The following is a 17,124-nucleotide window of genomic DNA, read 5'->3' on the forward strand; positions in this document are numbered from 1 at the left end:
GTCTCTTCTCTTGAGCGACTCCCATGGTAGGTGACAACCCCGCAGAGGCCGCCGAACCTTACGACAGCCTGATCAGCCCGTAGTCGTAGGCGTGCCTGCGGTAGACCACGCACGGCCGTTCGGTCTGCTTGTCGTGGAACAAGAAGAAGTCGTGCCCGACGAGCTCCATCTCGTAGAGCGCGTCGTCGACCGTCATCGGCGTGGCCGGGTGCTCCTTGGTTCGCACGATCCGCCCGGGCTCGTGGCCGGCGTCGGCGCCGTCATGGTCGGCGGGCGGCTCCGCCATGCGTTCCTGCCGCGGCGGCGGCACGACCGCGGTGGCGGCGGCCAGCGACACCGGCGTCTTGTCGCCGTAGTGGACCTTGCGCCGGTCCTTGACCCGGCGCAGCCGGTTCTCGAGTTTGTCCACCGCGGACTCGAACGCCGCATAGAAGCTGTCGGCGCAGGCCTCCGCCCGGCTGACCGGACCGCGGCCGCGGGCGGTGATCTCCACGCGTTGACAGGATTTGCGCTGGCGCCGATTGGGCGCGTGTTTGAGCTCGACATCGAAGAGATAGATGGAGCGATCGAACCGCTCGAGGCGGGCAAGTTTCTGGGAGACGTACAGACGGTAGTGGTCGGGAATTTCTACATTGCGGCCCTTGAAAACGACTTCGGCAGTGGTCGTCGGTTGAGGTTGGCCGTCGGTTTGCGTCGGCGGTTGGTCGAGAATCTGACCGGAATCCACGGATAGCCTTGACATACGTGACAACTCGTTTCTCTTTCACGTCGCACGCGCCCTGCGTGCCCGGCTTGCTAACGACGCGCCGACGAGGTGGGAGAGCGGTCCTCAGAAGAAGTCACCGCCGCAGAGTGCTCGCCGATGCAAGGTGTCGAATACTCACCCCTTCCCGCGAGTGGGGTCTCAACTTTGGGAATGTCGCGACCAGTGAGGCAGACCAGTGAGTTGGTTAACGTTGTTCTCGACGTTAGCTCGTGTTCGCCTCGCCATGCCAGTAATTTCGCTGAGCTGTTGCGAGTTCTTCACATCCGCTTGGCGACCACACAGCCTTACGCGACAGCGACCGCCAGCACGGCGGTCACCCGGACGCCCGCGGCGTCCAGCACCCGCACCGACTCGCGGGCCGTCGCCCCGGTGGTGACGATGTCATCGACAATCAAGACCTCGGCGTCCGATGGGGGGCGCCGTGTTCCGCGCAGCACCACCCGGCCCGCGACGTTGCGCTCACGGGCCGCCACGTCGAGGCCCACCGAGTCGCGAACCAGCGCCCGCATCCGCAGCGCCGGGGCGACCGCGATGGCCGGGTGGCCGGCGAGCGCGGTGCGCGCCAGCCGGGTGACCGGGTCGCCGCCGCGCCGGCGCGCCGCCGAACGACGCGTGGGCGCCGGCACGACGGTCAGCGGCGTCTCGACGATCCCCCACGTCAGCAACCGGTGCACGCCGGTGGCCAGCGCAACCGCCAACGGCCCGACGAGGTCGCCGCGGCCCTGCTCCTTGAGCGCCAGGATGGCTTGCCGGCGCGCGCCGGCGTAGCGGCCGAGGGCGAACACCGGCACCTGCGGGTCGATCCGGGGGTTCACCACGTGCGGTTGGTCGGCGGCCACCGACAGCTCCCGCGCGCACGCGTCACACCAGCGGGTCGACGGCGCCCCGCAGCCGCCGCACTGCAGCGGCAGGATGAGGTCGAGCATGGAGCCAGTGTCGCGGCCGGGACCGACATGGCCTTGGCTGTCTCAGCCTATGGTGGCGACCCGCTTCGCCCGGCTACGCCGCGCTTGCGATCGCCACTAGCCCGGCAGCACCGGCGCCGCGCCGAACACCGTCAACCCCGGCACCTCCGACCAGCCCTGTTGGCTTTCGGCGGCCGCCGCCGAATACTGCAGCACCCCTTGGGGAGCGCCGACGTAAACCGTGGACGGGTTGGCCGCGACCGTGATCACCGGCATCTGCAGGCCCCGGGCGGGCGCGTCGGAGTTCACCCCGTCGAGGTTGACGTACGACACCGGATGGCTGGCGTCCGTGCGGGTCACCACGATGTCGTCGCCGGTTCGCCAGGATAGCGACACCACCGAGTTGCCCAGCCCGAAGCCGAGCCGCCGCGGGTAGGTCAGCGCGTACTGGCCGGCCTGGGTCTGCTCGACACTGGCCAGGATCACCTGGCCGCCGATCACCATCGCGGCGCGCGTGCTGTCGCGGGACAGCTGCAGGTCGGTGATCGGCCCCGGGAAACGGGTGGCCACAGCGACGGAATCGACCGGGATGCGGGCGGGTTGGCCCGACGCCGGCTCCTGGATCGCGCGCAGCACGTTGTTGCCGTCCACCACTACCCAGACCGCGTCGTCCAACGACCAACTCGGCCGCGACAGGCTGTGCCCGTCGGCGGATTGGACCGCTTCGCCACCGAGGTCACCGATCCACAGCGACGCCGCCTCGTCCGGCGCGCCGCGGTGCAGCGTGACGACGGACGCCACCTGCCGCCCGCTGCGGGACAGCGCGGCCCCGGTCTGATCCCCCATCCGCCCGAAGGCCCCCGGCACGTTGCTGATGCGCTGTCCGTCCAGGCCGACCAGGGAGCCGTTCACCAGGGCATGCAGCCCGGCGCCCGCCCCGTCCGCCACGCCCGGGTCGGTGGCGGCGACGTCGGAGGTCGTCCACCCCTCGGCGAACCGGTCGTCCAGCGGTGCGCCGTCGGCGTTGATGACGTACGGCCCGCGGATATCGGCCCTGGCCAGGGTCCAAATGATCTGCGCGGCAAGCAATTGCCGGCTGTGCGGATCGGTGGTGGACAGCTTCTCCAGATCGATGCGCGCGCCGCCGTAGCCGCGCCCGATCCCGTTCTTGCCGCCGTCGGCCCGCGTCACCGGTCCACGCAGCCGCAGCGGCGGGGCGAGCAGGTTGCGCACCGTGTGGGCCATCTCCGGCCGCGGCCCGGCGATCATCTTGGAGACCAACTCGGTGGCCAACTGATCATGGTCGGCGACCGCGACGTAGCGCGGGTCGGGGACCACGGTCTTGCCGGTCGGATCGGCGAAGTACAGGGTGTTGCGCTTGTAGGTGGACTGAAACTGCTGCCAGTCCAGGAAGACTCCGTTGGGCAGGCGGTCGATCCGCCACCCGCCCGACGTCTTCACCAACTCGATCGGGCCCGGGTCGGGCAACACCCCCTCGGCGGTTTCGAACACCCCCATGTCCGACAGTGAGCCGAGGATATCCGCCCGCATGGTCGCCGAAACCCGTTCGGCGGCACGGGTTTCCACGAACACGACATGGTCGATCAGCAGCGCGCTACCGGCGTCGTCCCACGCGTTGGATGCCGACTGGGTGAGGAACTGCCGGGCCGCCAGATGCCGGTTCGCGGGATCGGCTGTCGCCTTGAGGAATTCGCGCAGCAACACGTCGGGGTCCATGCCCGGCGTGGGCTTGGGCAGATTCGACGGTGCCGGCCGCTCGACGGTGCCGATGGCTTGGGGCGCCGACGAGCTGGGTACCCCCGCGCAGCCGCCCAGCAGCACCGCCAGCAGCAACAACCCGAGCAGGCGCCGCATCACCCGCTCCTCTCGGCGTGTTCACGTTGGTGCGAACGGTCTTTCGGCTGCGGGCCGGTGTTGGCGGTCGGCGGAATCGGCTTCATGGGCAGCGGGCTGGTGGTGACCTTGTGGCCGCGAACCAGCGGAAGTGTCAACCGGAAGCACGAGCCCTCGCCCGGCTCGCCCCACGCCTCGAGCCGGCCCTGGTGCAGGCGCGCGTCCTCCACGCTGATCGCCAGGCCGAGCCCGGTGCCGCCGGACCGGCGCACCCGCGACGGGTCGGCCCGCCAGAACCGGCTGAACACCAGCTTCTCCTCGCCGGGCCGCAGCCCAACCCCGTAGTCGCGGACGGTGACGGCGACGGTGTCCTCGTCGGCGCCCATCCTGATCTGCACGGGCTTGTGTTCGGCGTGGTCGATGGCGTTGGCGATCAGGTTGCGCAGGATCCGCTCCACCCGCCGGGTGTCGACCTCGGCGATCACTTCCTCGTCGGGCAGGTCGACGAGCAGCTCGATGCCGGCCTCTTCGGCCAGGTGGCCCACGTTGCTGAGCGCGCTCTGCACGGTGGTGCGCAGATCCACTGCCTCGACGGACAACTCGGCCACACCGGCGTCGTGCCGGGAGATTTCCAGCAGGTCGTTGAGCAGCGACTCGAACCGGTCCAGCTCGTTCACCATCAGCTCGGTGGACCGCGCCAGCGTGGGGTCGAGGTCGGCGCTGTGGTCATAGATGAGGTCGGCGGCCATCCGCACGGTGGTCAGCGGGGTGCGCAGTTCGTGGCTGACGTCGGAGGTGAACCGGCGCTGCAGGTTGCCGAACTCTTCGAGCTGGGTGATCTGGCGGGACAGGCTCTCGGCCATGTCGTTGAACGACACCGCGAGCCGGGCCATGTCGTCCTCGCCGCGCACCGGCATCCGTTCGGACAGGTGGCCCTCGGCGAAGCGTTCGGCGATCCGCGACGCCGACCGCACCGGCACCACCACCTGGCGCGAGACCAGCAGCGCGATCCCGGCGAGCAGCACAAGCAGCACGGCGCCACCGGTGATCATGGTGCCGCGCACCAGCGTGATGGTGGCCTGCTCGTTCTTCAACGGGAAGATCAGGTACAGCTCCAAGTTGGCCACCTGGGACGACGCCGGCGTGCCCATGACCAGCGCCGGACCGGAGAATCCGTCGGTGTGCACGGTGGCGTACTGGTACGACGCCTGCCCGGCCTTGACGAAGCCGCGCAGGGAATTCGGCACCTGGTCGACGGGCCCGGCCGTGGTCGCCGCGCGCGGCCCGTCGCCCGGCACGATCAGCACCGCGTCGAACGCGCCGGCCAGCCCGGCGCCCGACGCGGGGTCGGTCTTGGACGTCAACGTGTTGCGGGCCAGCTGCAGGCTGCTGTCCAGCGAGCGCGTCTCCTCGCCGCTAACGATCCCGCCGACGGTGGTGCGCGCGCGTTCGATCTGTTCGATGCCGGCCTTGACCTTGACGTCCAGCACACGATTGGTGACCTGAGAAGTCAACACGAAGCCGAGCGCCAAAATCACCGCCAGGGACAACCCGAGCGTCAGCGCCACTACGCGCAGCTGCAACGACCGGCGCCACGCAACGGCAACGGCTCGACTCACCGCACCCATGCCGCGAGTCATGGGACCGGAGCGCCCCCAACGGCTCCGAGTGCGTCGCCGGGAGCCCCAGATCAATGACGGCGCTCCTCAGCATCACTCCGTTCTGCATCGTCTCCGATGCGGATCACGGAGGTCCGGCCTTGTAACCCACTCCTCGAACGGTCAACACCACTGTCGGGTTCTCAGGGTCTTTCTCAACCTTGGCCCGCAGACGCTGGACATGCACGTTCACCAAGCGGGTGTCCGCTGGGTGACGGTAGCCCCACACCTGTTCGAGCAGCACATCACGAGTAAACACCTGCCGCGGTTTGCGCGCCAACGCGACCAGCAGGTCGAATTCCAGCGGCGTCAGGGAGATCTGCTCGCCGTTGCGGGTCACCTTGTGCGCCGGCACGTCGATCTCGACGTCGGCGATGGACAGCATCTCGGCCGGCTCGTCGTCGTTGCGCCGCAGCCGCGCCCGCACCCGGGCCACCAGCTCCTTGGGCTTGAATGGCTTCATGATGTAGTCGTCGGCGCCCGACTCGAGGCCGAGGACGACGTCCACGGTGTCGGTCTTGGCGGTGAGCATCACGATCGGCACGCCCGAATCGGAGCGCAGCACGCGACAGACGTCGATGCCGTTCATGCCCGGCAGCATCAGGTCCAACAACACCAGATCGGGGCGCAGTTCGCGCACCGCAGTCAGGGCCTGGGTGCCGTCACCGATGACCGCGGTGTCGAAACCCTCCCCACGCAACACGATGGTGAGCATCTCGGCCAGCGAAGCGTCGTCATCGACGACCAAAATCCTTTGCCTCATGGAGTCCATGGTGTCACCAGATCGGGACAAACCCGGCGCGCCACACGGGCGTTTCTTGCGCCGAGCCGCAAATATGGATGCAAATTCGGTCAAATTCCCGTGCTCGAGGCCCCCGCCGTGCCCTTCCGGGCGGTTGCGGGGACCTCTTTGGCTCCGGTGAGGGTGGCGGCCAGCCGGTCCGGGTCGACGTCCGCGTCGGCGACCAGCCAGGGTCCGCCCCAGCCCGCGGCTGCCAGTTCGGCGTAGACGGCGCCCGTGCGCAGCTGCAGTTCGTGGTCGCGTTCGTAGCTGTCGCGCGCCCGGCCGGGGTCGGACTGCGCCCGGCTGCGGGCGCGCTGCCCGGCCAGCTCGGCCGGCACCGCGAGCAGCACCTGCCAGTCGGGGGCGGGCAGCCCGAGCCGGCGGTACTCGAGCTCGAGCACCCAGGCGGCCGCCGCCCCGCCCGCGTCCTCGTGCAGGCGCGCGGCGCTGTAGGCCGCGTTGGATGCGACGTAGCGATCCATGATGACCACGTCGTGGTCTCGGCGCAGGGCCTCGATGTCCTCGACGGCGCCGGCCCGGTCGAGCGCGAACAGCAACGCCATCGCATACACCGACGACGCGAGATCACCGTGCTGGCCGTGCAGGGCCTCGGCCGCGACGTCGGCGGTCACCGATTTCCCGTAGCGCGGGAACGCCACGATCGCCACCGACTTCCCGGCCGCCTCGAAGGCTCTGCGCAGTCCGTCGGACAGCGTCCGCTTGCCCGCGCCGTCCACTCCCTCGATCGCGATCAGCACGGCGCCGAGCCTATCGGGCCGACGAGCGTGAAGTTATTTTCACACTCGCTGCCGAGCGTGAAACTAGTTTCACGTTCGGCAGCGGGGCACCCTCAGTAGCGGTAGTGGTCGGCCTTGTAGGGGCCGTCAACGTCGACGCCGATGTACTCGGCCTGCTCCTTGGTGAGCTTGGTCAGCTTGCCGCCGAGCGCCTCGACGTGGATGCGGGCCACCTTCTCGTCGAGGTGCTTGGGCAGCCGGTAGACCTCGTTGTCGTACTCGTCGTTCTTGGTCCACAGCTCGATCTGGGCGATCACCTGGTTGGAGAAGCTGTTGCTCATGACGAACGACGGGTGGCCGGTCGCGTTACCCAGGTTCAGCAGCCGCCCCTCGGAGAGCAGGATGATCGACTTGCCGCTGTCTTTGAACGTCCACACGTCCACCTGCGGGCGGATGTTGGTCTTCGTGGCGCCGGACTTTTCGAGCTGCGCGACCTGGATCTCGTTGTCGAAGTGCCCGATGTTGCCCAGCACCGCGTAGTCCTTCATCGCCTTCATGTGCTCGAGGGTGATGATGTCCTTGTTACCGGTGGCGGTGATGACGATGTCCGCCTCGCCGATCGCGTCCTCGACCGTCGCGACGTCGTAGCCCTCCATCAGGGCCTGCAGCGCGTTGATCGGGTCGATCTCGGTGACGACGACGCGCGCCCCCTGGCCCTTGACCGACTCCGCGCAGCCCTTGCCCACGTCGCCGTAGCCGCAGACCAGCACCTTCTTGCCGCCGATCAGGACGTCGGTGCCGCGGTTGATGCCGTCGATCAGGGAGTGCCGGCAGCCGTACTTGTTGTCGAACTTGGACTTGGTCACCGAGTCGTTGACGTTGATCGCCGGGAAGGCCAGGTCGCCGGCCGCGGCGAACTGGTACAGGCGCAGCACGCCGGTGGTGGTTTCCTCGGTGACGCCCTTGACCGACTCGGAGATCTTGGTCCACTTGTCCTTGTCGGTCTCGAAGCGCTTGCGCAGCAGCTCCAGGAAGACCTTCCACTCGGTGGGGTCGTCGTCCTCCGCCGGGGGCACCACGCCGGCCTTCTCGTACTGCGCGCCGCGCAGCACCAGCATGGTGGCGTCGCCGCCGTCGTCGAGGATCATGTTGGCCGGCTCGTCGGGCCAGGTCAGCATCTGCTCGGCGGCCCACCAGTACTCCTCCAGCGTCTCGCCCTTCCAGGCGAACACCGGGACGCCCTTGGGCTCCTCGGGTGTGCCGTGCGGGCCGACGACCACTGCGGCGGCGGCGTGGTCCTGGGTGGAGAAGATGTTGCACGACGCCCACCGGACCTGCGCGCCCAGCGAGACGAGGGTCTCGATGAGGACCGCGGTCTGCACCGTCATGTGCAGCGAGCCCGAGACCCGCGCCCCCTTGAGCGGTTGCACTTCGGCGTACTCGCGGCGCAGCGACATCAGACCCGGCATCTCCTGCTCGGAGAGCTCGATGTCCCGGCGACCATAGTCCGCCAACGACAGGTCGGCGACCTTGAAATCGATGCCGTTGCGGACGTCGGCGGTCAGCGAACTTTCGGTCGTCGTCATAAATCTCATTCCTTCTGCGGCTTAGGGTCCAAGAGGATTACTTAGCTTAGGTATGCGCTCTTGCGCCACTGTAGTCGGCGGCCGCGGGGGCAGCAGGCGTCAGGGCACGTTGACGACGCCGTGACGTTCCGCGAACGGCGTCATCAGCCGGGCCAGGTCCGCCGCGACGTCGTGGTCGGCCTCGGGCGGCATCGACACGTAGCTCATCGCCAGTCGCACGATGGCCCGCGCGAGCACGCCGGCGTCCTCGTCACTGGTGGCCACCCAGCTTTGGGTGAATGCCGCACTCAGCCGTTCGGACGCCCGCGTGATGATGGGTCCGCTGTCGGTGGTGATGATCTGCAGCAGGTCCGGCTTGGCGACACCGGTCAGCAGGGAGATCACCAACGGGTCGGCCGCCGACTCCGCGAAGAAGGCGCGAAAGCCTTGCAGGAACGCTTCGTAGATGTTGCCGACGTTGGCGTCGATCGCTGCCCCGACCGCGTCGACCAGGCGATCGGCCAGGCGCAGGGCGTAACCCTGCGCCAGGCCCTGCCGCGAGCCGAACTCGTTGTAGATGGTCTGCCGGCTGATGCCCGCCGCGCGGGCCACGTCCGAGAGCGTGATGGCCGACCAGTCGCGGGTGCCCAGCAGCTCGCGCATGGCGTCCAGCACCGAGTCGCGCAACAGGACGCGCGACGCCTCGGGGTACGGCATCCGCTTCACAGGCGCGACAATAGCTGCTTTCGCGACGCTTTCCGGTTCTTCGATCGCGTTCGTGGCGATCACGAACGGGCGATCTCCACCATCTCGAAGTCGGATTTCGCGGCGCCGCAATCCGGGCAGCTCCAGTCCTCCGGGATGTCGTCCCAGCGGGTCCCGGGGGCGATGCCGTCTTCCGGCCAGCCCTTGGCCTCGTCGTACTCGAAGCCGCACTGCACGCAGATGAAGAGCTTGTAGTCGGTCACTGATTCACTCCTATCCAATTGTCCGGCTCCTCCTCACCCGCTTGCGCGGCTGCATCGTCGCCGGACGACGTCTCGAAGTCGGCCTTCTCGCGCACCGCGCAATCGGGGCAGCACCAGTCGTCGGGGATGTCGCTGAAGGGCGTGCCCGCGGGAAAGCCTTCCCGCGGGGCGCCTTTCGCCTCGTCGTAGATGTAGTCGCAACCTGGGCAGCGGTAGGCGATCATGCCGGCACCCCGTAGCGCGCCAGCACCTTGCCGCGCATCCGCGGGTGGATGTTGACCTTGGTGATGTCGCCGTCGTAGTGCTCCAGCACCCGGTGGTCCATCACCTTGCGCCACAGCGGCGGGATGTAGGTCAGCGAAATCATCGATGCGTACCCGCTCGGCAGGTTGGGCGCGCCCTCCATGCTGCGCAGCGTCTGGTAGCGGCGGGTCGGGTTGGCGTGGTGATCGCTGTGCCGCTGCAGGTGGTACAGGAACAGGTTGGTGACGATGTGGTCGGAATTCCAGCTGTGCACCGGAGCGCAGCGCTCGTAACGACCGTTGCCACTCTTCTGCCGCAGCAGCCCGTAGTGCTCCAGGTAGTTGACGGCCTCCAGCAGGCTGAAGCCGAAGACAGCCTGGATGATCACGAACGGGATCAGCGCCGGGCCGAAGACCGCGATCAACACCCCCCACAACACCACCGACATGAGCCAGGCGTTCAGCACGTCGTTGGACAGATATGTCTTGGGGTTCCACGGACTGCTCCCCTGCCGGCGGATTCGCTGGGCCTCCAGCCGCAGCGACGAGCGTAGGCTGCCGAACACGCTGCGCGGCAAGAACTCCCAGAACGTCTCCCCGAAGCGGGCCGACGCGGGGTCTTCCGGCGTGGACACCCGCACGTGGTGGCCGCGGTTGTGCTCGATGTAGAAGTGGCCGTAGCAGGTCTGCGCCAGGGTGATCTTGGACAGCCACCGCTCCAGCGCGTCCTTCTTGTGCCCCATCTCGTGGGCGGTGTTGATGCCCACGCCGCCGAGGACGCCGACCGACAGCGCCAGGCCCAGCTTGCCCGCCCAGCCCAGCGCGCCGTCAAAGCCGAGCCAGTGCAGGTTCGAGGCGGTGAACAGGTAGGCGCCGAAGACCACGCTGAGGTATTGGAACGGAACGTAGATATAGGTGCAGTAGCGGTAGTACTTGTCGTTCTCCAGCTGCTCCATCACCTCGTCGGGCGGGTTCTGCCCGTCGGGCCCGAACCGCAGGTCCAGAATCGGCAGCAGGATGTAGAGCAGGATCGGCCCGATCCACAGCGGCACCTGCGCGGCGGCGTGCCAGCCGAGCTGGTTGAGGCCCCAGACGATCGGCAGCATGACGAACAGCGCCGTCGGGGCGATCAGACCCATCAGCCAGAGGCGCCGCTTCTTGTCCCGCCAGACAGGCGGCTCGGCCGCTTCGGGCGTCACCTGCGGTTCCAGTGTGGTCATATGCCAAACCTCCTTGTGAGTCACACCACGCTGGAGATTGACAATATCGCCATATGCGTCTCGTGTCTAGACACCAGACGTACTTTTGTAAAGCAATCCGCCTAGGGCACGGTGTCCGGTTCGGCGCCCGCGGGCGCTTCGACCCCCTCCGACTCGCGGCGGCCCTGGACCGAGTGCCGGTATCCGTAGCCCACGTAGATCGCGGTTCCCACCACCAGCCAGACGCCGAACCGCACCCACGTCAGCGCGGTGAGGTTGAGCATCAGCCACACGCACGCGCAGATCGAGGCGATCGGCAGGACCGGAACCCAGGGGGCCCGGAAGCCGCGCTCGAGGTCCGGGCGGGTGCGGCGCAGCACCATGACGCCGGCCGAGACCAGGATGAACGCGAACAGCGTTCCGACGTTGACCATCTCCTCGAGCTTGGCGATCGGGAACACCGACGCCGTGAGGGCCACCACCAGCGCGACGAGCACGGTGATCCGCACCGGGGTGCCGCGCGTGCCGGTCTTCGCCAGCTGCCGCGGCAACAGCCCGTCGCGCGCCATCGCGAACAGCACCCGGCACTGGCCGAGCATCAACACCATCACCACGGTGGTCAGCCCGGCCAGCGCCCCGATCGCGATGATCTTGCTGGCCCAGTGGATTCCGTTCTCCGTGAACGCCGTGGCCAGGTTCGCCGGCTTGTGGCCGGGGAGGGTCTTGAGCTGGGTGTAGGAGACCATCCCGGACAGCACCACCGAGACGGCCACGTAGAGCACGGTCACGATCGCAAGCGACGCCAGGATTCCCCGCGGGACGTCGCGCTGCGGCCGCTTGGTCTCCTCGGCCATGGTGGCGACGATGTCGAACCCGATGAACGCGAAGAACACGATCGATGCGCCGGCCAGCACGCCGTACCAGCCGTAGTGGCTGCTGTGCGCGCCGGTCATCAGCGAGAGCACCGACTGGTTCACGCCCGAGGCTTCGTGCCCGGCTTCGGGCTTGGGAATGAACGGCGAAAAGTTGGAGGTCTTGATGTAGAAGGCACCGACGACGACGACCAACAGCACCACCGAGACCTTGATGCCGGTGATGATGGCGGAGAACCTCGACGACAGCTTGGTGCCCAGGGCGATCAGGGTGGCCACCCCCGCGACGATCAGCAGCGCGCCCCAGTCCAGGTCGAAAGACCCGAGGCTGGTTGTGCCGCCGGCGAATCCGAACACGTTACCCAGGTAGCTCGACCAGCCCTTGGCGACGACGGCCGCGCCGATCGCCAGCTCCAGCAGCAGATTCCAGCCGATGATCCAGGCCAGAAACTCCCCGAAGGTGGCATACGAGAAGGTGTAGGCGCTGCCCGCGACGGGCAGCGTCGAGGCGAACTCCGCGTAACACAGTGCCGCCAACGCGCAGGTGACCGCGGCGATGATGAACGAAATCCAGATCGCGGGCCCGGTGATGTCGCCGGTCGTCGACGCGGTCACGGTGAAGATTCCGGCGCCGATCACCACGGCGACCCCGAAAACGACCAGGTCGAACCAGGTCAGCTCCTTGCGAAGCCGGGTGTCTGGCTCGTCGGTGTCGGCGATCGATTGTTCGACCGACTTCATGCGCCATCGGTTGGCCATCCGCCGCCCTTTCCCATTCACTGGGACCCATTGGTCCGTGACAGTACTGGGTACTCTGCCGAGATGCCGGACACCAAAGCAAACACCAGGGACCATGCTGTGGTCATCGGGGGAAGCATCGCCGGACTGTGCGCCGCGCGGGTGCTCTCGGATGCGTATTCGCGCGTCACCGTCTACGAACGCGACGACCTGCCGAGCACACCGACGAACCGCACGACGGTCCCGCAGGACCGGCACCTGCACATGCTGATGGCCCGCGGCGCAATGGAGTTCGAGAGCCTGTTCCCCGGGCTGCTGCAGGACATGGTGGCCGCGGGCGTGCCCATGCTGGAGAACCGGCCCGACTGCATCCACCTCGGCGCCGCCGGCCACGTGCTCGGCACGGGGCACACCCTGCGCGACGAATTCACCGCGTACGTGCCCAGCCGACCGCACCTCGAGTGGCAGCTGCGCAAACGCGTCCGCGACACCGACAACGTCGCGATGATGCGCCGCTCCGTGGCCGAACCGCGGTTCGACCCGGCGCGCCAGCGGGTGACCGGGGTGCTGCTGGACCCCGTCGACGGCGGGGACCCGGAATTCGTCGCCGCGGACCTCGTCGTCGCCGCGGCGGGCCGGGGCACCCGGCTGCCGACGTGGCTGACGCAGTGGGGATATGAGCGGCCGAGGGAAGACCTCCTCGACATCGGCATCTACTACGCGACCCAGCAGTTCCGCATCCCCGACGGTCTCATCGCCGAGAAGGTGGTGGTCGCCGGCGCCTCGCACGACAAGTCGCTGGGGCTGGGCATGCTGTGTTACGAGGACGGGACCTGGGTGCTGACCACCTTCGGGGTGGCCAGCGTCAAACCGCCGCAGACCTTTCCCGAGATGCTGGAACTGGCCGAGGAGCTGGTCCCGCCCCATGTGAGCGCGGCGCTGAAGCAGGCCGACCCGATCGGGGAGCCGGCCTTCCACGCCTTCCCGGCCAGCAAGTGGCGCCGCTACGACAAGCTGGACCGCCTACCGGCAGGCATCATCCCCCTCGGCGACGCCGTCGCCAGCTTCAACCCCACCTTCGGGCAGGGCATGACGATGACCTCACTGCAGGCGGGTCACCTGCGCCGCGCCCTGCAACTGCCGGACGACGAGGTGGCCGCCGCGCTGAACCGAGCGACGGCCAAGAGCACGTTTCCGGTGTGGACGATGAACGCGATCGGCGACGTCACCTTCCACCACGCCGACACCAAGGGGCCCATCCCGTGGTGGTGGCGGCCCTCCGGCGCGCTGTTCGACCAGTTCCTGGGGGCCGCCGAAACCGATCCGGTTCTGGCGGAATGGTTTTTGCGCCGCTTTTCGCTACTCGACAGCCTCTATATGGTTCCGCCGCCGCGCATCGTCGGCCGGACCATCGCCCACAACCTGCGGCTGTGGCTGGGCGAGCGCCGTCAGGCCGCGAAGGACCGGCGGGCCGTTACAGCCCTACAGTCGCCCTGAACAGCTTGCTGGGCTCGCGCGCGACCAGCCGGATCGGGGCGTCGTCGGCCGCCACCCAGGCGGCCATCCCCCGTTGCAGCGTCAGCGATCCGGACTTGCCGTGCACGGTCGTGCAGCCCTCGGTGCACAGCAGAATCTGCGGACCCTCGTGGCTGCACGAGGCGTCGACCTCGTGGCCCAGATAGTCGCCGTCGAGCTCCAGCAACGCGACCGCGAACTCGTCGGCCGGGGTCTCGTAGATCAGGCCGAAGCCCTCGCGGTGAACGGGTGCTCGCACCTCCGCCTCGGTGGTCGGCGCGAAGTCGAGCACCCGCAGCAGCTCGGGGACGTCGACGTGCTTGGGGGTCAGGCCGCCCCGTAACACGTTGTCGGAGTTGGCCATGACCTCGACGGCGAAACCCCGCAGGTAGGTGTGCAGGCTGCCGGCCGACACGAAGATCGCCTCGCCCGGGGCCAGGGTGATGCGGTTCAGCAACAGGGCCGCCAGCACCCCGGCGTCGCCCGGATAGCGTTCCCCCAGCTCCAGCACCGTCTTGACCTCGCCGGCGAATTCCGTTGCGCCCGAGCTGATGTACTGGATGGCACCGTCTAGCACGGCCGGCACCAGCACGTCGATGTCGGGCTGCGGTGCGGTGATCCAGGTGGTGAACAGCGCGCGCAGTCCGTCGGCGTCGGACTGGTCGTTGAGCAACTCGATGTAGGGGTCGAGGTCGGAGACGGCCAGGGCCCGCAGCAGCTCGACGGTGCGCGACGCCGGCCGGAATCCGGCCAGCGCCTCGAACGGCTGGAGCGCCACCAGCAGCTCGGGTTTGTGAGAGGTGTCGCGGTAGTTGCGCACCGGGGAGGACAGCGGAATGCCCAGCCGCTCCTCGCGCAGGTAACCCTCGGCCGCCTGCGCCGCGCTCGGGTGGGCCTGCAGGGACAGCGGCTCGTCGGCCGCGAGGACCTTGACCAGAAACGGCAGCACGTCACCGAACCGGGCGCGCGCCCCCGGGCCGAGCTGCCCCTCCGGGTCGGCGACCAGCGCGTCGAGCAGGGACTCCGCGCCGGCGCCGGTTTCCAGCCAGGCAGGGTCGCCCGGATGCGCGCCGAACCAGAGCTCGGCCTCCGGATGGGCGGCCGGAACCGAACGCCCGGTGAACTCCGCTATGGCGGTACGCGATCCCCAGGCGTAGGTCCTCAAGGCTCCGCGAAGCAGTTCCACTGTTCTATCTATCCCCGCACCAGTCGCGCGTAAACCGCGGCCATCTCCAGTCGAACGGCCAATACTGCCAGTTGCTGCTCGGCGCTGATGGCGCCACCCAACGCCGGCGCGACCGTCGAACCCGCCGAGCCGCCGGGACCGTCGGGCACGTCTTCGGCGGCCAGCAGATAGACGTCGTCGAGCCCCGCGGTCCGGGCCGCCACGATCGGCTGTTCGGCAGACAGGGTGAGGGCCAGCACCAGCGGGCGCGGGGCCAGCGGCCCGTCGATCTGTTCGTCGTGGAAAAGCGCCTCGGCGGGATCCAGGAAGCCGCCGGAGATCCCGGCGCGCAGCGCGACGACGGCGTCCGACAATCCGGTGGCGCCGACCACCTGGTGGGCGATGCGCAGCAGGACCGAGCTGCCGTGCCGGGCCAGCGCCAGCGTCGCGGCGCAGTCCCCGGCCAGCGCGACCTGTCGGTCGGCGATGCGCGCGGCGATTGTCTTGGCCGGGTTGGTGAACAGCTCACGGCCCGCGCTGTTGCGCAGCGCCTCGGCGTCCAACTGGTCGGCCAGCGCACCCAGGTCGATGCTGGGCCGCTGGTCCACGCTTTGCACGACGGCCAGGCCGGCGGCCAGGTAGCGGCACAACCCGAATTCGTCGGGGAGCGGAAGCCGTGGCGCCAGCACCGCGGCCCGGCCGGCCGTGGCATCCCGCAGCGGGCCCTCGTACGGCGCGACGACCACGACCCGCGCCCCGCGGCGCGCCCCGGTCGCGGCGGCGCTGACCAGCGCCGGGTCGCCGGGATCGTCGCCCGCGACGATCAGCACATCGAGCGGGCCGATCCACGGCGGAACCTCGGCGGTCTGCACGATCGGCTCGGACGCCGCACCGCCCACCGTCGCGGCCACCATGGCGCCGGCGGTTTCGGCCGCCCCGCGGCCGGCGACCCAGATCAGGCTGCGCGGTCGGTCGTCGGCCCGCAACGGGTCCAGCGCGCCCTCGTCGACGGCGGCGGAAATCGCGCGCACCTGCGCGCCGGCCGACGACGCCGAGCGCAGCAGGCCATCCCGGTCGGCGGCCAGCAGGCCCTCGGTGTCCTCCAGATCGATCGCCCGGACCGCGCTCACGGCGCGGCCCCGGCGGGCGCCGACTGCGCGCGGATCTGCGCGCTGATCTGGGCGACCACCGCGTCGACATCCTCGGCGCTGCGCGCCTCCACGTTGAGCCGCAGCAACGGCTCGGTGTTGGAGCTGCGCAGGTTGAACCAGCTGCCGTCGCCCAGGTCGACCGTCACCCCGTCCACGTGGTCGATGGAGTGGATCCGGCTGCCGAAGGACTTCAGCACCGCCTCCGTGCACAGCGCGGCGTCCGCCACCGTGAAGTTGATTTCGCCCGACGATTCGTAGCGCTGGTAGTCGGCGGTCAGCTCCGACAACGGCCGGTCCTGCTCGCCGAGGGCGGCCAGCACGTACAGCGCGGCGAGCATTCCGGAGTCCGCGCCCCAGAAGTCGCGGAAGTAATAGTGCGCGGAGTGTTCGCCGCCGAAGATGGCGCCGGTGTCGGCCATCATCGCCTTGATATAGGAGTGTCCGACCCGCGAGCGCAGCGGCGTGCCGCCGCGTTCGGTGACCAGCTCGGGCACGGCCCGCGACGTGATCACGTTGTGGATGATGGTGGCGCCGATCTCGCGGCCCAGTTCCCGGGCGGCCACCAGGCTGGTCACCGTCGAGGGCGACACCGGCCGGCCGCGTTCGTCGACGACGAAGCATCGGTCGGCGTCCCCGTCGAAGGCCAGCCCGATGTCCGCACCGACGGCGCCGACGTATTTCTGCAGGTCGACCAGGTTGGCCGGGTCGAGCGGGTTGGCCTCGTGATTGGGAAACGTGCCGTCGAGCTCGAAGTACAACGGCAGCAAGGTGATTGAGTCGATCGCGCCGAGCACCGCGGGCGCGGTGAGGCCGGCCATGCCGTTGCCGGCGTCCACGGCCACCCGCAAGGGACGCAGCCCCGAGGTGTTCACCAGCGAACGCAGGAACGTCCCGTAGTCGTCCAGCACGTCGCGGTCGGTGACGGTTCCGGGTGGTCCGTCATAGCGCTCGACGCCGGCGATGACGTCCTCGCTGATGATGCGCAGGCCGCTCTCGGCGCCGACC

Annotated in this window: 16 protein-coding genes; 1 reads left to right on the top strand and 15 read right to left on the bottom strand. The window is 68.9% G+C overall.

What is annotated here, in order from left to right; translation table 11 throughout:
- Nucleotides 1-58 precede the first annotated feature (58 nt).
- The 12 genes from hpf to A5697_RS25965 form a co-directional block, all read right to left on the bottom strand.
- Entirely contained in the window at nucleotides 59-727 is a 669-nt protein-coding gene (hpf, locus tag A5697_RS25910; protein ID WP_067947648.1) for a ribosome hibernation-promoting factor, HPF/YfiA family, read from the bottom strand.
- Nucleotides 728-1,050: 323 nt separating this feature from the next.
- Nucleotides 1,051-1,692, bottom strand: a complete 642-nt coding sequence (locus tag A5697_RS25915) for a ComF family protein (protein ID WP_067947647.1) — start codon at nucleotides 1,690-1,692, stop codon at nucleotides 1,051-1,053.
- Between the two features lie 96 nt (nucleotides 1,693-1,788).
- Nucleotides 1,789-3,546, bottom strand: a complete 1,758-nt coding sequence (gene lpqB / locus A5697_RS25920) for an MtrAB system accessory lipoprotein LpqB (protein ID WP_197501119.1) — start codon at nucleotides 3,544-3,546, stop codon at nucleotides 1,789-1,791.
- On the bottom strand, nucleotides 3,546-5,219 hold the full coding sequence (gene mtrB / locus A5697_RS25925; protein WP_082953600.1) for an MtrAB system histidine kinase MtrB: 1,674 nt from the start codon (nucleotides 5,217-5,219) through the stop codon (nucleotides 3,546-3,548). The genes lpqB and mtrB overlap by 1 nt, the downstream gene beginning before the upstream one ends.
- Before the next feature lie 49 nt (nucleotides 5,220-5,268).
- Nucleotides 5,269-5,955 (bottom strand): two-component system response regulator MtrA, encoded by a 687-nt coding sequence (mtrA, locus tag A5697_RS25930; RefSeq protein WP_046187325.1) that lies wholly within the window; start codon nucleotides 5,953-5,955, stop codon nucleotides 5,269-5,271.
- 80 nt (nucleotides 5,956-6,035) lie between these two features.
- Nucleotides 6,036-6,725, bottom strand: coding sequence for a dTMP kinase (locus tag A5697_RS25935; protein ID WP_068012605.1), 690 nt, complete (start codon nucleotides 6,723-6,725; stop codon nucleotides 6,036-6,038).
- 92 nt (nucleotides 6,726-6,817) lie between these two features.
- Nucleotides 6,818-8,290: an adenosylhomocysteinase gene (gene ahcY / locus A5697_RS25940; RefSeq protein ID WP_068012607.1), complete on the bottom strand. Its 1,473-nt coding sequence runs from the start codon at nucleotides 8,288-8,290 to the stop codon at nucleotides 6,818-6,820.
- A gap of 99 nt (nucleotides 8,291-8,389) precedes the next feature.
- A complete protein-coding gene (locus tag A5697_RS25945; protein ID WP_156673457.1) occupies nucleotides 8,390-8,986 on the bottom strand; it encodes a TetR family transcriptional regulator in 597 nt (198 codons plus the stop codon).
- Nucleotides 8,987-9,054: 68 nt separating this feature from the next.
- Nucleotides 9,055-9,237 (bottom strand): rubredoxin, encoded by a 183-nt coding sequence (locus A5697_RS25950; protein WP_066956259.1) that lies wholly within the window; start codon nucleotides 9,235-9,237, stop codon nucleotides 9,055-9,057.
- The gene (locus A5697_RS25955; protein ID WP_067947642.1) at nucleotides 9,234-9,461 is read right to left on the bottom strand and encodes a rubredoxin; all 228 of its coding nucleotides are present in this window, start codon (nucleotides 9,459-9,461) and stop codon (nucleotides 9,234-9,236) included. Before A5697_RS25955 ends, A5697_RS25950 begins: the two co-directional genes overlap by 4 nt.
- Nucleotides 9,458-10,699, bottom strand: coding sequence for an alkane 1-monooxygenase (locus tag A5697_RS25960; RefSeq protein WP_068012608.1), 1,242 nt, complete (start codon nucleotides 10,697-10,699; stop codon nucleotides 9,458-9,460). Before A5697_RS25960 ends, A5697_RS25955 begins: the two co-directional genes overlap by 4 nt.
- A gap of 101 nt (nucleotides 10,700-10,800) precedes the next feature.
- Complete coding sequence (locus A5697_RS25965; protein ID WP_067947640.1) at nucleotides 10,801-12,309, bottom strand: APC family permease; 1,509 nt, start codon at nucleotides 12,307-12,309, stop codon at nucleotides 10,801-10,803.
- A gap of 99 nt (nucleotides 12,310-12,408) precedes the next feature.
- On the opposite strand from A5697_RS25965, the gene A5697_RS25970 reads away from it, so the two are divergent.
- Nucleotides 12,409-13,785 (top strand): NAD(P)/FAD-dependent oxidoreductase, encoded by a 1,377-nt coding sequence (locus A5697_RS25970; RefSeq protein WP_197501121.1) that lies wholly within the window; start codon nucleotides 12,409-12,411, stop codon nucleotides 13,783-13,785.
- On the opposite strand, the gene manA is transcribed toward A5697_RS25970, so the two are convergent.
- From manA to manB, 3 genes are all read right to left on the bottom strand, one after another.
- Complete coding sequence (gene manA, locus A5697_RS25975) at nucleotides 13,763-14,989, bottom strand: mannose-6-phosphate isomerase, class I (protein WP_067947638.1); 1,227 nt, start codon at nucleotides 14,987-14,989, stop codon at nucleotides 13,763-13,765. The genes A5697_RS25970 and manA overlap by 23 nt on opposite strands.
- A gap of 8 nt (nucleotides 14,990-14,997) precedes the next feature.
- Nucleotides 14,998-16,098, bottom strand: a complete 1,101-nt coding sequence (locus tag A5697_RS25980) for a TobH protein (protein WP_067947637.1) — start codon at nucleotides 16,096-16,098, stop codon at nucleotides 14,998-15,000.
- A partial coding sequence (gene manB / locus A5697_RS25985) for a phosphomannomutase/phosphoglucomutase (protein WP_067947629.1) occupies nucleotides 16,095-17,124 on the bottom strand: 1,030 nt, incomplete at its 5' end. The genes A5697_RS25980 and manB, both read right to left, overlap by 4 nt.

The sequence above is a fragment of the Mycobacterium sp. E3251 genome (assembly GCF_001666835.1).
Taxonomy (GTDB): domain Bacteria; phylum Actinomycetota; class Actinomycetes; order Mycobacteriales; family Mycobacteriaceae; genus Mycobacterium.

Bases quoted from the DNA above. Each gene is read 5' to 3' on its own strand.
- A5697_RS25960 (WP_068012608.1), bottom strand. From the start codon at position 10,699: ATGACCACACTGGAACCGCAGGTGACGCCCGAAGCGGCCGAGCCGCCT.
- A5697_RS25915 (WP_067947647.1), bottom strand. From the start codon at position 1,692: ATGCTCGACCTCATCCTGCCGCTGCAGTGCGGCGGCTGCGGGGCGCCG.
- A5697_RS25955 (WP_067947642.1), bottom strand. From the start codon at position 9,461: ATGATCGCCTACCGCTGCCCAGGTTGCGACTACATCTACGACGAGGCG.
- A5697_RS25965 (WP_067947640.1), bottom strand. From the start codon at position 12,309: ATGGCCAACCGATGGCGCATGAAGTCGGTCGAACAATCGATCGCCGAC.
- ahcY (WP_068012607.1), bottom strand. From the start codon at position 8,290: ATGACGACGACCGAAAGTTCGCTGACCGCCGACGTCCGCAACGGCATC.
- A5697_RS25945 (WP_156673457.1), bottom strand. From the start codon at position 8,986: ATGCCGTACCCCGAGGCGTCGCGCGTCCTGTTGCGCGACTCGGTGCTG.
- lpqB (WP_197501119.1), bottom strand. From the start codon at position 3,546: ATGCGGCGCCTGCTCGGGTTGTTGCTGCTGGCGGTGCTGCTGGGCGGC.
- mtrA (WP_046187325.1), bottom strand. From the start codon at position 5,955: ATGGACTCCATGAGGCAAAGGATTTTGGTCGTCGATGACGACGCTTCG.